Annotated in this window: 13 protein-coding genes; 2 read left to right on the forward strand and 11 right to left on the reverse strand. The window is 37.1% G+C overall.

Annotation, left to right across the window (positions count from 1 at the left end):
* Nucleotides 1-4: 4 nt before the first annotated feature.
* The 9 genes from AC1DDK_RS07290 to AC1DDK_RS07330 all read right to left on the reverse strand — a co-directional run bounded on the left by AC1DDK_RS07290 (nt 5) and on the right by AC1DDK_RS07330 (nt 9,343).
* Nucleotides 5-1,408, reverse strand: coding sequence for a RagB/SusD family nutrient uptake outer membrane protein (locus AC1DDK_RS07290; RefSeq protein ID WP_288882126.1), 1,404 nt, complete (start codon nt 1,406-1,408; stop codon nt 5-7).
* A 10-nt stretch (nt 1,409-1,418) separates the two neighbouring features.
* Nucleotides 1,419-4,772: a TonB-dependent receptor gene (locus tag AC1DDK_RS07295; protein WP_288882124.1), complete on the reverse strand. Its 3,354-nt coding sequence runs from the start codon at nt 4,770-4,772 to the stop codon at nt 1,419-1,421.
* A gap of 48 nt (nt 4,773-4,820) precedes the next feature.
* The gene (locus AC1DDK_RS07300; protein ID WP_172661440.1) at nt 4,821-5,903 is read right to left on the reverse strand and encodes a FecR family protein; all 1,083 of its coding nucleotides are present in this window, start codon (nt 5,901-5,903) and stop codon (nt 4,821-4,823) included.
* 75 nt (nt 5,904-5,978) lie between these two features.
* Nucleotides 5,979-6,530, reverse strand: coding sequence for an RNA polymerase sigma factor (locus AC1DDK_RS07305; protein WP_172661441.1), 552 nt, complete (start codon nt 6,528-6,530; stop codon nt 5,979-5,981).
* Between the two features lie 43 nt (nt 6,531-6,573).
* The gene (gene mtgA / locus AC1DDK_RS07310; RefSeq protein WP_394367892.1) at nt 6,574-7,320 is read right to left on the reverse strand and encodes a monofunctional biosynthetic peptidoglycan transglycosylase; all 747 of its coding nucleotides are present in this window, start codon (nt 7,318-7,320) and stop codon (nt 6,574-6,576) included.
* 90 nt (nt 7,321-7,410) lie between these two features.
* Nucleotides 7,411-7,854 carry a 50S ribosomal protein L9 gene (gene rplI / locus AC1DDK_RS07315; protein ID WP_048907352.1) on the reverse strand — a complete coding sequence of 148 codons (444 nt, stop codon included), beginning with the start codon at nt 7,852-7,854 and terminating at the stop codon, nt 7,411-7,413.
* Nucleotides 7,855-7,864: 10 nt separating this feature from the next.
* A complete protein-coding gene (gene rpsR, locus AC1DDK_RS07320) occupies nt 7,865-8,128 on the reverse strand; it encodes a 30S ribosomal protein S18 (protein ID WP_012780908.1) in 264 nt (87 codons plus the stop codon).
* Nucleotides 8,128-8,487 (reverse strand): 30S ribosomal protein S6, encoded by a 360-nt coding sequence (gene rpsF, locus AC1DDK_RS07325; RefSeq protein WP_048907353.1) that lies wholly within the window; start codon nt 8,485-8,487, stop codon nt 8,128-8,130. The genes rpsR and rpsF overlap by 1 nt, the downstream gene beginning before the upstream one ends.
* Before the next feature lie 265 nt (nt 8,488-8,752).
* The gene (locus AC1DDK_RS07330; protein ID WP_172661442.1) at nt 8,753-9,343 is read right to left on the reverse strand and encodes a flagellar hook assembly protein FlgD; all 591 of its coding nucleotides are present in this window, start codon (nt 9,341-9,343) and stop codon (nt 8,753-8,755) included.
* A gap of 165 nt (nt 9,344-9,508) precedes the next feature.
* Here AC1DDK_RS07330 and AC1DDK_RS07335 point away from each other — a divergent pair, with 165 nt between their 5' ends.
* Entirely contained in the window at nt 9,509-10,381 is an 873-nt protein-coding gene (locus AC1DDK_RS07335; RefSeq protein ID WP_477611832.1) for an AraC family transcriptional regulator, read from the forward strand.
* 87 nt (nt 10,382-10,468) lie between these two features.
* Nucleotides 10,469-12,253: a DNA polymerase III subunit gamma/tau gene (locus AC1DDK_RS07340; protein WP_172661444.1), complete on the forward strand. Its 1,785-nt coding sequence runs from the start codon at nt 10,469-10,471 to the stop codon at nt 12,251-12,253.
* Here AC1DDK_RS07340 and AC1DDK_RS07345 read toward each other — a convergent pair.
* Together AC1DDK_RS07345 and AC1DDK_RS07350 are read right to left on the reverse strand one after the other, a co-directional pair.
* A complete protein-coding gene (locus tag AC1DDK_RS07345; protein ID WP_172661445.1) occupies nt 12,250-12,678 on the reverse strand; it encodes a hypothetical protein in 429 nt (142 codons plus the stop codon). The genes AC1DDK_RS07340 and AC1DDK_RS07345 overlap by 4 nt on opposite strands.
* Before the next feature lie 176 nt (nt 12,679-12,854).
* On the reverse strand, nt 12,855-15,074 hold the full coding sequence (locus AC1DDK_RS07350; protein ID WP_172661446.1) for an NADP-dependent isocitrate dehydrogenase: 2,220 nt from the start codon (nt 15,072-15,074) through the stop codon (nt 12,855-12,857).
* Between the last annotated feature and the right edge of the window lie 4 nt (nt 15,075-15,078).

Below are 15,078 nucleotides of genomic sequence, written 5' to 3' on the forward strand. Positions count from 1 at the left end.
CCGTTTAATATAATGGGTTCTGTTTAACGTTAGAATTGGCTTTAATTTCTGCGTTAGGAATAGGATAAGCATATTCTTTATTTGCAGTGGTTAAATTGATTGCACCCAAAGCATTAATTGCATCCGCAGGCTCGCGAGTTATTGGTAAATTGTTTCTTCTTAGGTCAAAAAATCTATGACCTTCAAAAGCAAGTTCTTTGTATCTTTCTAAAACAACGGCCGTTAACAAAGTTGATTTATCTGTAAAGGAAACATCTGCATAATTCTTAATTCTGGCCTCCCTTAGTGCATTCAAATCTTGTGCCGACAACTGAATGTTATTTTTTTCGGCATAAGCTTCAGCTCTAATCAGGTACATTTCCCCAGTTCTGTAAAGTTTTACATCAGTAAGATTTGGCAAGCCCGAACTTCCCTCAAGATATTTGTTTACACTATATTTAGATTTACCTGCACCACGCGTATCATCAAATTTCACGTAGACAGGGTACCTTACATCATTAACCTTGTCATAGGTATTTATCAATTCAAAAGCGGGAGCATATACAACGATATTTTTAATATCATAATAGAAATCACCAAGGCGACTATCTCCAGCTACTCTTTTCAGTTTCCATATCACTTCGTCATCTGTTTTATCTTTCCAGATATCAGAAAAGTCATTGATACCTGCTAAAGGTGTTGCATTAATCGCCTCTGTGCTGTATTTAATAGCATCATCCCAATTTTTTTCATATAGCGCTACCCTGGCCTGCATTGCAGAAACTGCATTTAGGGTGATTCTGGTATTGTCATCAAAATCTGAAGGGATTAGCCCTTTTGCCGCTAAAAGATCAGATTTAATTTTGTTTATAGATTCTGCAAAAGTTAATCTGCCGGGATTGGAAACCTCTGATACCTCCATATACGGCACTCCCATTGCAGAAGCTTCGTATTTAGAAGCAAAGTTTCTAAGTAACTCAAAGTGGCAATATGCCCTAAGCGCCAATAACTCTCCTTTATATTGATTTTTAAGTCCCTCTTCTGATGATTTTGACTTTACCTTATCCACATAGGCAAGCACACGATTTACCCTGTCAATAGAAATGTAGTTGTTTTCCCAACCTGCCGTAATTGTACCGTTACTTCCATCATACTGCCACCGATAGGTAGATACACCACGGCCAGTGCTATTTTCACTTGGCAAGGTACATTCATCAGAAGTAAGAGATACATTGGTTATTGTTGAGGCGCCTAATGAAGCATAAGCTCCAATTAAACCTCCGTTAAGATCTGAAACTGTTTGAAATGCTTTTGAGTCATCAATTGTATCGGATGGTTTTAAATCCAGCTCCTTAGTGCAGGACGCTGCTAAAAAGGCAATCAGGAAAATGACACAAAGAGAAAGTTTATTACTATAATATTTTAACATGATTGTACAATTAGAAATTAACATTTAAACCAAAGGTATATGTCCTTGAACTTGGATAATCAAACATGGCTTCCCCATTATTATCCTCGGGATCAAAACCCTTCCACTTTGTCCATGTAACAAGATTACTGGCCTGAGCAAATACGGTTACACCGCTGATGAATTTAGTACCCGCTAATAATTTTTTTGGCAGTGAATAATTCAAATTCACATTTCTCAGTCTGATATAAGAGGCATCCTGAATATCCTTAGATGAATAACTTCTTTTCGCACCATATCTTGGTAAAAGAGCCTGATCTCCCTCTTTTTTCCACCTGTTATAAAGCATCCTTACTGATTGTCCACTTGTTCCAAAACTTGGATTTTCATTGTAATAATCCTCATTATTGTATCTGTACACATGGTTTGCAAAACTAAACAGGGCTGTTAAATTCACTCCCTTATAGGTTAAAGAGGTATTAAAGCCTCCTGTAAAAGGTGGGTAAAGACTACCAAACTCCGCCACACTCATTGTTGTAGCATTATAATCTGAGGTTTTGGTTCCATCTGGATTATAATATAATGGATCACCCGTTTTTGGATCTACCCCTGCCCATTTAGGTGCATAGTGAGATCCATAAGGTAATCCTTCTCTTACAATCTCGGTTGTATTTTTCTCGAATCCCTCAGAACCAGCCAGTGAAGTGATTTTATTTTTGTTGTAAGCAAAGTTAAGTCCCACATTCCATTTTAAAGATTCATTTCTAATCACATCTACTCTAAGCTCAGTTTCTATACCTCTGTTACGCATTGAACCAGCATTTAAAGGCAATGCACCAACCCCCGAAGTAAGTGAAACCGGAAGATCTAAAAACAGGTTTGCTGTTTCCTTGTTATAAATATCGGTTACCAAATGTATACGGTTATTCCATACATCCAAATCAAAGCCAATATTCAAATCCTTAGCATATTCCCAATCATAGTTTGCACTACCGTAAGCATTAGGATAAATTCCGCTGTTACCTCCGTAAGAAGTGGTAGCAAAAGTAGGCAGGTAAGTAAAATTACCCGGAAACGGACTAGCTGTTGTACCGTAACTGGCCCGGAATCTTAAATCATTAATGAACTCATTGTTAGCGAGAAAGTTTTCCTTTTTAACATTCCAGGCAAAACCTACTGAATAAAAGCCATGCCATCTGTTCTTTAAAGGTAATGTTGAAGATCCATCATATCTATAACTCGCGTTAAGTGTATATCGATCGTCAAAGGTATAACGGCCAAGCGCTATATATGAGATCAGTGCATTTCTTGTTCTTCCACCATTAAATTCAGGAATAAACGAGTTTTCATCAGAACCCGGAGTTGCACCGGCAGGAGTTTCAGGTAATCGTGGATCTATACCGTAAGCAGTATATCCAAAGCTTCTGAAATGCTGCTTTGTAATCTCATAAAGTCCGGTTACTTCAAAATTATGTTTATCAATAACCTTTGAATATGTTATTCCTGAGGTAGAGATCATTGAAAAGTTACGTCGTAAATTCTCGCCAAAACTTCCTTTTTCTCCATTTTCGTTTGATCCGGAGTATGAATCAGGCCTAATAAACCGCTCATCGGTAGATTCCCTAAAATCTACACCCAATCGCGTTTTAATAGTCAAATCGTCGGTGATTTTATAGTTTAATGATCCGCTTAAAATCGTTTTGTACTGATTGGTTTTATTAGTGGTATTTAACAATCTTTCTAAAGCATTACTTCCCTCACGTTGGTCATAAATTTCATAATCATCTGAATTACCATAATGCACTAATGTTCCATCAGAAGCATAAGGATATTCATATGGAAGTGCATAATATACTGCCGACAATGGATTGCTTCCGCTACTGGATCCTTCACGTTCAATAAAGCTCGATTCTGAATAACCTAAACTTGTGTTTATAGAAGCTGAGAATCCGCCTGCATTAAAATCTACATTATTCCTTAAAGAATAACGTTCCATACCAGACCTAACTGCAATCCCATCCTGTTTATAATAATTTAAAGAGCTATAAAACCTAACATTTTCATTACCCCCGCTTGCATCCACCTGTTGTTCGGTAAACTTCCCGGTTCTAAAGAAGATATCTTTCCAATCCGTGTTTATTTTTCCAATGCTATCTAAAATAAGATCCGCCCTGTTTTGTTCTGTCGAGCTCATATTGGCATATTCTGGATTCTTTTTCGAGAATGTCCAGCCCGGCCCAATTTCTGATCCTGTTTCCAGTCCTATTTCTTCTTCAAACTGTAGCCTTTGTGCGGTATTCATCATATTAAACTTAGGCGAAGTTAGCTTGGAAATACCATATTGAGATTTATAATTGAACTGGACCTTTCCAGATTTACCTTTTTTTGTTGTAATCACAATTACACCATTAGCACCTTTAGAACCGTACTGCGCTTTTGAAGTAGCATCTTTTAAAACAGTAACACTTTCAAAATCGGACGGATTTAATGTTTGAAAATAGGCATCCTCAACAGGTATTCCATCTAAAACATACAATGGAGAGGTATTCCCGTTTATTGTTCCTATTCCTCTTAAAATAACCTGAGCACTAGTACCCGGCTGGCCAGATCCTGAAGACACTTGTAAACCAGCTACCCTACCTTGCAAAATCTGATCGAAAGTTGAAAGGGGAACCTGGCTCATATCCTTACCTGAAACCACAGATGATGCACTTGCAGATTGTTCTTTTGTATAACTTGTGTAACCTGTAACTGTTATTTCCTGCAAATTCTGGCTATCAGTTCTCAGTGTTATATTAATTACTTTCCTATTCCCTACGCTAACAAGCTGCCTTGCGTAACCTACAAATGAAAACTCAAGATTAGAAGAATTATCGGGCACACGTATACTGTAATCACCATTAGCATCAGTTACAGCAGCTATTGCCAGGCCCGAAACTTTAATCGAAACACCAGGTATTGGTAACCCCGTATCATCAACAACTTTTCCGGTTACAACAATATCTTTTCTATTGGCCAGTACTGTTGGATAAATTACCACCAGATTGCTTTCCTTTAACACATAGGTAAGTTTTGTATCCTTTAAAATCTGGCTCATTGCTTCATCTAATGATACATCCTGAACATTAAGAGAATTCTTATTACTACTCGAAATTGTGTTGTTGCTGTATACAAAACGATACTCTGTTTGTTTCTCAATTGCCTTAAGCAATTCTTTAATGCTTAGCTGCCTGGCATTAATTGTAATCTTTTGCTGTGCAAACCCGGCAGCAGATACCTGCATACATAAAACGAGCAAAATAAATCCTGTAATTTTCATACTCAATAATATCCTGTCGCTTAAAGAATGACTGCTGGAATGTTCTAAAAGTACATGTTTTCTCATATTTGTTGGTTTAGGTTCTTTTTTATTTGTTTGATAGCCTGATTATAGCTATTTTTTTATAGTGATTTTATTATTTTCAATCTCAAACTTAAAGGGATAAGATAGTTGTAAAGCTTCCAGTGTTTTAACAATAGTCTCATTTTCAAATGTTCCTGAATAGCGGTAATCCTTTACCTCTTCATCAGCTATCAAAACTTCTATGCCATACCAGGTCTGTAGCTTCTGGGCAATGGCCGACAATGGCAGGTTATCAATATCTAGCCTGCTTCTTATCCACTTAGTTTCTTCGGGTTTCTTGGAAAAAGAATCAGTTTGCAATACAGAAACCTTATACTCTTTAGTAACAGATTCATCTTTTGTTTCCGATTGATTATTGCTTACTACTTTTTGATTGGGTTTTAAAATCACAAAATTGCCAGGATTACTTTTAGAATCTATACGAACACTTCCATGTATTAATGATGTCTCCGTTGTTTTTGAATTAGGATAAGCCTTTATATTGAAAGTGGTTCCCAGAACTTTTACATCGTTAAAAGAAGTATGAACAATGAATGGATGGGCTGTATCGTGTTTTACATCAAAAAATGCTTCGCCGGTAAGCCACAACTCTCTTTTTCCAGTATCATATGCATCATCTAACTGAATTGAGCTTTCTTTTGCCAGCGTTATTACAGTACCGTCGCTTAGTATGATGGTTCTGCGTACAGCCATTCCTGACGAGTAATGTTTAAAAATATTGGGAGTGTTTTTATCTTTTAAATATGGATTTGAATAAAAGTATAAAAATAAGACAGCTACAATAGCCGCAGCTATCCCTATGGTATACTTTAGATATGCTCGTTTATGATTAAGGTTAGGTTCAGTGCCAAGTTCAATTTTTTCAACAAATGCATTACGATATTTTATTCCCTCTTTTAAATCTTTAATCTGACTTAAGCGACTGCCTTGTTTAACATTTAAGATGTTGACTATTTTTTTTGCTTCTTCAAAATCAGTTTTTCTATGTGGAATCTTTTCAATCCACTCATCCCATAAAATCTGATCGGCAAGGCTGGTTCCAAGACAATATTGCTGAAAGGATTCACAGCAAATTAGCTCTTCAATACAAAAATCATCCTTAATCCCTACCATAGTATTTACATTTACCATACAGACGGCAGAAACGACTCCTTTTCCTAAGAAATTCTGTAATATTTTCTAAAACAATTACTTTAAGAGCTTCTTCAACATCTTAATTGCATCGTAAATTGTATTATAAGCCGTTTTCACGGTTTGAGAGCTACGCTCGGCTATTTGTTCATACGTTAAACCTTCGAAAAATTTCAACTGAATCAACTCCATTTGTCGTGGAGTTAATTGTTTAATTGCCAGTTGTAGTTTGTGCTTCAACTCATCATCTTGCTGCACAGCAATCATAATCTCCTCGTACGATAGTTCAGCACGCTCTTCTTCAGCCCCCATCCTGCTAACTGCCGCATTCATTTTATCTGTATATGCCAATTGATCAAGCATACATCTTTTTAGTGAAGTCATCAGATATGACTTCACATTATCTACAGCGTTCAGACGAGATCTTTTATCCCACAAGTTCAAAAACACCTGATTAACACAATCTTTCACCAGTTCATCGTCAGCATTTATTTTTAATCCAAATCGGATCAAATGAAAATACATGTTATTGTATAATTCAAATAGCGCTTGCTTATCACCAAGGCGCATTTTATCCCAATAGCTTCTAACGTCTTCCTCGAACAGCATAGTCAAGGCTTAATATAGGGGTTTTATGAGAAATACCTGGAAATTAAAAATCCAAAGGGCCTAATCTTCTCATATTTTTCAATATAAGAAATTGTCTGTGTCTGATATATTGAGTAGCTTTTTTAGGAGTCCACCTTCTTGGATTAGGGAAACAAGCAGCGATTAGTGCTGCCTGAGCCCTGCTTAATTTAGTGCAGGACTTACTAAAGTAAGATTGGGCTGCAGCCTCAGCTCCGTAGATTCCATCTCCCATTTCAATTACATTTAAATACACCTCCAATATTCTTTCCTTGCTCCAAAGCATTTCAATCAATAGTGTAAAATAAGCTTCAAACCCCTTTCGAATCCATGAGCGACCAGGCCATAAGAATACGTTTTTGGCAGTTTGCTGAGAAATTGTACTTCCACCTTTTATTTTTTTTCCACTCTTATTTGAGGCAAAAGCTTTTTCAATAGCTTTTAAGTCGAATCCAATGTGTTTAAGAAATAGCTGATCTTCTGCAGATACAGCTGCTCGTTTCATATTATCGGATATATCTTCAAAGTCAACCCATTTTTTCTCCATTTTAAATGGTTTATCATCAGAACTACGCTCCAGATTTCTTTGGATCATTAAGAGTGTAATAGGAGGATTAACAAATCTGTAAACCAGCACCCAAAGCACAGTAACCATTAAGAACCAAAGGAATACTTTGGTAACAATGGTTGTAATTTTCTTAAATAAGGGAGATTTTGGGGTTTTTCTACTAGTTGCTCGTTTACGTTTTGCCATCGGCCAAAGGTAAGTCATAAGCCGATAATTTTAAAGCCTCGGGGAAGGTTGTATGCAAAAAAAAAGCGTCCTTATTTGGGACGCTTTTTAATATCAGAAGATAGATGATTACTCAGCTACAACTGCGAAAGGAACCTTAACTTTCACTTCTTTGTGTAAGTTTAAGTTAGCGATATAATCACCAACAAATTTAGGTTCAGTTTCGAAAGTGATACGGCGACGGTCAACATCAAAACCTTGTTGTTTTAATGCATCAGCAATCATGATAGTGTTTACAGCACCAAAAATCTTACCTGTTTCACCAGCTTTAGCACCGATAGATAACTTAACGTCAGTTAAACGCTCAGCAATACCTTCAGCATCTTTCTTAATTTTATCTTGTTTAAAAGCAGCTTGCTTTAAGTTTTCTGCTAATACTTTCTTAGCTGAAGGAGTAGCTAACTGTCCAAATCCTTGAGGGATCAGGTAGTTACGGCCATATCCTGGCTTTACAGAAACGATATCATCTTTTTCCCCTAGGGATTTGATATCTTGTTTTAAAATAATTTCCATCTCTCAGCTCCTATTTTAATTGGTCAGCAACGAAAGGCAACAAACCGATGTGGCGAGCGCGTTTTACTGCTTGAGCCACTTTACGTTGAAATTTCAATGAGGTACCGGTTAAACGGCGAGGTAAAATTTTACCTTGATCATTGATAAACTTCAATAAAAAGTTTGCGTCTTTATAATCAATATATTTAATACCGTTTTTTCTGAAACGGCAATATTTTTTCCTGTTATCGTCCACTTTTGGAGCAGTAACATATTGTATTTGATCCTTTGCCATTATACTGCAGCCTCCTGTTTAGGTTTTTTGTTAAAAGCACCACTGCGTTTCTTTTCATTATATGCAACCGCATGACGGTCTAATCTAATGGTTAAGAAACGTAGAACACGCTCATCGCGTTTTAGTTCTAATTCCAATTTACTAATTACTTCACCTGAAGATTTGTACTCTGTAAGGTGGAAGAATCCGCTTGCTTTTTTCTCAATCGGATACGCTAATTTTCTCAAACCCCAATTGTCCTCTTGAACAATTTCGGCTCCGCTATCAGCTAAGATCTTGCTGTATTTGGCAATAGCCTCTTTCGCAATTTCTTCTGACAACAACGGGGTTAGAACGATAACAGTTTCGTACTGATTCATTGTTATTATTTGTTTTTTAATTAATCCGCTCTTAATGCGGGATGCAAAAGTAACAATAAATTTCTAATAATCAAATGATTTAGTGTTTATTGAACAACTAATTCAGTCCCGCTTATTCACCAGGTTACAATATTAACGTGTGTGCAGCCTTTAATAGATATGTAGGATCATATCCTTCATATCAAGGCCGAAAGCTTCCTGACGTTACAAATAAAAAAAGGTTGCCCCAAAAGAACAACCTTTGTAAAAAAATTATTGTACCTACTTAGTACATTTGAACTGTTTTTGTAAAAACCTGGTTTGCCGATCTAATGATAAAAGTAAGCTCTTTCAGACCACGCGCAACGTCAAATCTCTTAACAAACTTTGTCTCTCCCTCAAACACACGTTCATATACAGCATCATTATATCGGTCTAAAATTTGAATTTCTAGGGGCCCCTTTGGAGCATTTTCAAAATTTAAAGTAATAATCCCGTTTTCTTTCGTTAACACTGGCCGAACCACATCAGCAACTAAAGGGTCTGAAACAGAAGCCTTACCGTCCTTAAGCTGTATCTTATACTCCGCCGTATTAGATTCTGTTTTCAGCTGAAATCTATAGCTCCCATCTGGAAGCGAATTCAAATCATATGTCTTTGTAGAACCTTTTAATGCATTTATCTTTTTTCCATATACAACCTCATTGTTAGCATCATATAAAGACACTTCAACAACCTGCGTTTCATTAATAAAAAAAGTGACTGATTTTTCGTTTACATCCTTAAGTTTAATCGAAAAATTACCCTCACTTGCATACAAACCAACAGAATTAATTAATAAAACTGCGATCAAACTGATTTTTATAAAATTTTTCATATCAAAACTATTTAAATTGAACAATTAATTTATAAACCAAAATTACCGCTGTTTTCAATCAAAAATTTATTGCATATTTCCATATATCTATGCTATATTAACCCTCAATTTGAAATTAACTTCAGAAATCATATTTTATTCACTAAAAAAACGAATAAAAAGAAAATGAGGAATACAAAACCAGGCTTTGAAATCATTGAATCTTCTTTCGGAAGCTCCTTTTACTATTCAAAATATGCAGAGAAACTAAACAATAAGGCACATGTATGGCATTACCACCCCGAAATAGAAATGGTCTTTGTAAACGGGGGATCCGGTAAACGGCAAATCGGGAGTCACCTTTCTTATTATACAGATGGGGATTTAATACTAATCGGCAGTAACCTGCCCCATTGTGGCTTCACGGACAGTAATACAGCCAACAAGAATGAAACGGTTATTCAAATGAAACCAACCTTCCTGGGGATTGATTTTTTAAAACTACAGGAAACAAAATACATCTCAGACCTCTTTAATAAAGCAAAGGGAGGTATTGCTTTCGGAGCCGAAACAAAAAAAACAGTTGGCAAGAGAATAGAAAGTATGGATAACCAACAACCTTTTGATAGACTTCTAACATTATTGAGCGTTTTAAAGGACCTGGAAAATGCTAAAGACTACAAAATTTTAAATGCCTCAGGTTTCTCCATGGAAATGCAAGTTCAGGACAATGACAGAATCAATATGATTTTTAACTACATTAAAGATCATTTTCAGGAAGAAATTAATCTCGCGGCTATAGGAGAGATGGCCAGCATGACTACCCCATCCTTTTGCAGGTACTTTAAGAAAATAACAAAAAAAACTTTTACCAGATTCGTAAATGAATATCGGGTGGTACATGCCGCAAAGCTTTTGGCAGAGAAGCAGATCAGTATTGCAAATATCAGTTACGAAAGTGGGTTCAATAACTTCAGCCATTTCAATAAGCTATTTAAAGAGTTCACAGGAAAAAGTGCGTCAGAATACAGAAAAGAACTGAAATCCGTTTTCAAGTAAGCAGCGCTCTACTTTTACAGTCAATTTTTCAACATTTCCAAATTACCACATTCCAACCTCAACAAAAATTCATATTTTCGTTGGCGAATGGAAAATTTTATAGTATCAGCCCGTAAGTACCGCCCGGCAACGTTTGAAACCGTTGTTGGACAGCACCATATTACAGGCACGCTAAAAAATGCCATTAAGAACAATCAGTTAGCCCAGGCATTTTTATTCTGTGGCCCCAGAGGTGTAGGTAAAACTACCTGTGCCCGTATTCTAGCTAAAACTATAAACTGTACTAATCTAACTGAAGATCAGGAAGCCTGCGGAACATGTGATTCATGTGTTTCATTTCAGACTGGTCATTCATTTAATTTTCATGAGCTCGATGCTGCATCAAATAACTCTGTTGACGACATCCGCAGTTTAATTGAGCAGGTGCGCATTCCCCCACAGGCCGGGAAATATAAAATTTACATTATAGATGAGGTACACATGCTATCTGCAAATGCATTTAATGCATTTCTGAAAACGCTTGAAGAACCACCATCTTATGCTATTTTTATATTAGCCACAACAGAGAAGCATAAAATACTGCCAACTATCCTATCAAGATGTCAGATTTTTGACTTTAATAGGATTCAGGTCGATGATATATCCAGCCATCTGAATAAGATTGCACAACGTGAGAATATTTCAGTTGAGGCCGATGGATTACATATTATTGCCCAAAAAGCTGATGGTGGATTAAGAGATGCACTCTCTATGTTCGACCAGATTGTGAGTTATACCAATAAAAACTTAACCTACAAATCTGTAATCGACAACCTGAATATCCTTGATTACGATTATTATTTTAAGCTTACTCAAAACCTGACCGGTGCAGATGTTAGTAATGCATTAATCTTATTTGACGAAATCTTAAATAATGGTTTTGATGGCAATAATTTCATAAATGGGCTGGCAGGTCACCTACGTAATTTATTAGTTGCTAAGGATCCTCAAACCACAAAGCTTTTAGAAGTAAGTGAAAATATTAAGCAGAAGTACATTTCACAAAGTCAGCAAACACCTGTTTCATTTATACTTACTGCGCTAAATCTTGCCAATCAATGTGATCTCAATTATAAAAACAGTAAAAACCAGCGATTACAGGTAGAACTGGCTTTAATAAAAATGTGCCACATCCCTTCGGTACTTCAACTCGCCCAGCAGCCTAATAACAACTCCGCCACTGACACAGATCAGATTAAAAAAAAAACTAATGTAAGTTCGTCTGCACCTACAAACACTGTCTCAGCAGAGACCCCAAATAAGATAGCTGAACAGAATTCATCTAGCCTGCCATCAATTCCTGCAGCAAAGATAGCGAGCCCGCCACCGGCCACGAAGATTGCACTGAAACCTCTCGCCGACGTTAAAAAAGTGGCGACATTAATACCATCACTAAATGACATTGGCCGTGTAGCGGAAGGCGAGGATGGCGACGAGCCGAAATACATTAGCGGAGATGCAAGAGAGGCTTTTACCTATGAACAGCTATCAGCATTATGGACCCAATATGCAAATAAGGCAAAAGATGATGGCAAAATAAACATATACACCCTGCTTAGCAGTTCAGCTCCAATACTTGATTCTCCTGAGGAAATTACTGTACACGTAGAACATAAACTACAGGAAGGTTTATTACAGGAAGAAATGATAGATTTCCTTAATTTCTTAAGGCCAAATCTGAAAAACTTTAACCTAACCATTAAGGCTAAACAGGTAGCAAGAACTGTAGTCAACAGACTTTATACCAATACTGAAAAATACCAATACCTGATTGAGAAGAACCCTAAACTGGAAGAAATGCGTAAACGCTTTAATCTCGACGTTAATTCTTAATGAGGCTTTCCCGGCGGCGTGTCATTAACAGGATACCCCTCTTCGTCCAAATCATCCCGTTCATCCTCGGGAGTGCGTGCCAGCAGCTGATCTTCTGGCTCAAGCTCAAGGCTCTCTAATGTGTCGATGTGCATAGCAGCACTTTCTAGGTTTTCTCCAATTTGTTGATCTTCATCATACGCTGAACCATTATATGGATTTGCTTCATCATATGTAGAAATACTATCCTCACCATTTGGCGCAGAGGTATCATATGGCAATGGGTGATCATACTCACTATCTTCACCCCTTACATCAAATTCAAAGCTGTTTCGGGTCTTATCGTATGATAAATTATTAAAATCTTTAGTTTCTCCCAGTTCGGTTGGATGAAGTTTGTCGAGTGCTTTTCTTGGTCCGGGAACATTGTTTTGGTCTGCGCTCATAACAGTAAATTTTATATATAAACTTAGATAAAATTGTTTTTATAAACAATTATAGTCTCTATGAATATGATGTGTAAATAAAACCTAAAAAGATCCTGAATTGTTTTCCGTTTTGGATTTAAATAAGAAGCCCGCTTACAAATGCAAACGGGCTTCTTATATAAACTTTTTTTATCTTATAAATTTGTCAAAGCAGTATTGAATGTTTCACTTGGGCGCATTGCTGTAAAAGCTAAATCGTCATTAGGATGATAATAGCCTCCAATATTTTGTGGTTTACCCTGCGCTCCTATCAACTCTCCTGAAATCTTTGCTTCATTTTCAGTTAAAGCCTTAGCTAATGGGGCAAATCTAGCCTGCAATTCTGCATCCTTAGTTTGCGCAGCTAAACCCTCTGCCCAATATAAAGCCAAATAGAAGTGCGAACCTCTATTGTCTATCTGGCCTACTTTACGGGCCGGAGATTTATCATTAGCAAGGAATTTCTCAGTTGCCAAATCCAAAGTTTCAGCAAGTACCAAAGCTTTTGGATTATTTTGAGTTTGCCCTAAATGTTCAAGGGAAACAGCTAATGCTAAAAACTCTCCTAATGAATCCCAACGCAAATAACCTTCATGAATGAACTGCTCAATATGTTTTGGCGCCGAGCCACCTGCTCCGGTTTCGAATAAGCCTCCTCCGTTCATTAATGGCACTATAGAAAGCATTTTTGCCGATGTACCTAATTCCAAAATCGGGAATAAATCAGTTAAATAATCACGCAGGACATTACCGGTTACCGAAATGGTGTCTTCTCCTTTACGAATTCTGTCTAGCGTAAACTTCGTTGCTTCAATTGGTGATAAAATACGGATGTCTAAACCAGTCGTATCATGATCCAATAAGTACTTATTTACTTTTGTAATGATCTCTCTGTCATGCGCCCTGTTCTCATCTAACCAGAAAACTGCCGGCGTAGCCGATAAACGAGATCTGTTTACAGCAAGTTTTACCCAGTCCTGAATTGGTGCATCTTTGGTTTGACACATCCTAAAGATATCTCCTTTTTCAACTTTTTGATCAAAGAAAACTTTACCGCTGGCATCTGTTACCCGGATTGTCCCGTTAGCAGTTGCCTGGAAAGTTTTATCATGAGAACCATATTCCTCTGCCTTTTGTGCCATTAAACCTACATTTGGCACAGAACCCATTGTAGTAACATCAAAAGCACCATGAGCTTTGCAATCATCAATTGTAGCCGTATAAACACCAGCATAGCAACGATCTGGAATGATAGCAATCGTATCTTGTTGCTTGTTATCTTTATTCCACATCTGTCCTGAAGTACGGATCATAGCAGGCATAGAAGCATCAACAATTACATCAGATGGCACATGAAGGTTGGTAATTCCTTTATCTGAATTTACCATGGCAATTGCCGGACCATTTTCAATTGCCTCGGCGATTGCAGCCTCAACTTCTGCCTGTTTAGGGTTCCCTGCAATTTTAGCATAAACATCTCCTAAACCATTGCGGGTATCTACATTTAATTCTTTAAATAAATCTGCATATTTAGCAAACACATCTGCAAAGTAAACTTCAACTATAGCTCCAAAAATGATTGGGTCAGAAACCTTCATCATCGTGGCTTTTAAATGCGCCGAAAGTAGAACTCCCGCTGCCTTTGCCTCTTCTATAGCTTTAGACACGAAAGATTTTAATGCAGAAAGACTCATTGCAGAACTATCGATAACCTCACCGGCTTTTAATGGCGATAAGCCCTTTAGTTCCGTAACAGATCCATTAGTGTCTACAAATTCTATCCTAAATTGAGAAGCTTCTGTTAAAGTAACTGATTTCTCAGATCCATAAAAATCACCTTCACTCATGCTTACAACTTTGGTTTTCGAATCTGCAGACCACGCTCCCATTGAATGGGGATTAGCCTTTGCGTAATTCTTAACCGCTTTTGGTGCTCTACGGTCAGAGTTACCCTCACGTAAAACTGGGTTAACTGCTGAACCTAAAACTTTTGCATATTTTGCTTTGATTGCTTTTTCTTCCTCTGTTTGCGCATTATCAGGATAATTAGGGATAGCAAATCCTTGCGATTGTAATTCGGTAATCGCACCAACCAATTGTGGAATAGAAGCCGAAATATTAGGCAATTTGATAATATTTGCCTCCGGTGTGGTTGCTAGCTGGCCTAATTCTGTCAACGCATCTCCAACTTTTTGGTCTTCCTTTAAAAATTCAGGAAAGTTTGCCAAAATTCTTCCGGCCAAAGAAATATCTCTGGTTTCTACATCAATACCTGCCGAGGCCGTAAAAGCTTGTACAATTGGTAATAATGAATAGGTTGCCAACATTGGCGCTTCATCTGTTTTGGTATAGATAATTTTTGATGTATTTGACATATTT

The organism is Pedobacter sp. 05T44, assembly GCF_056395985.1.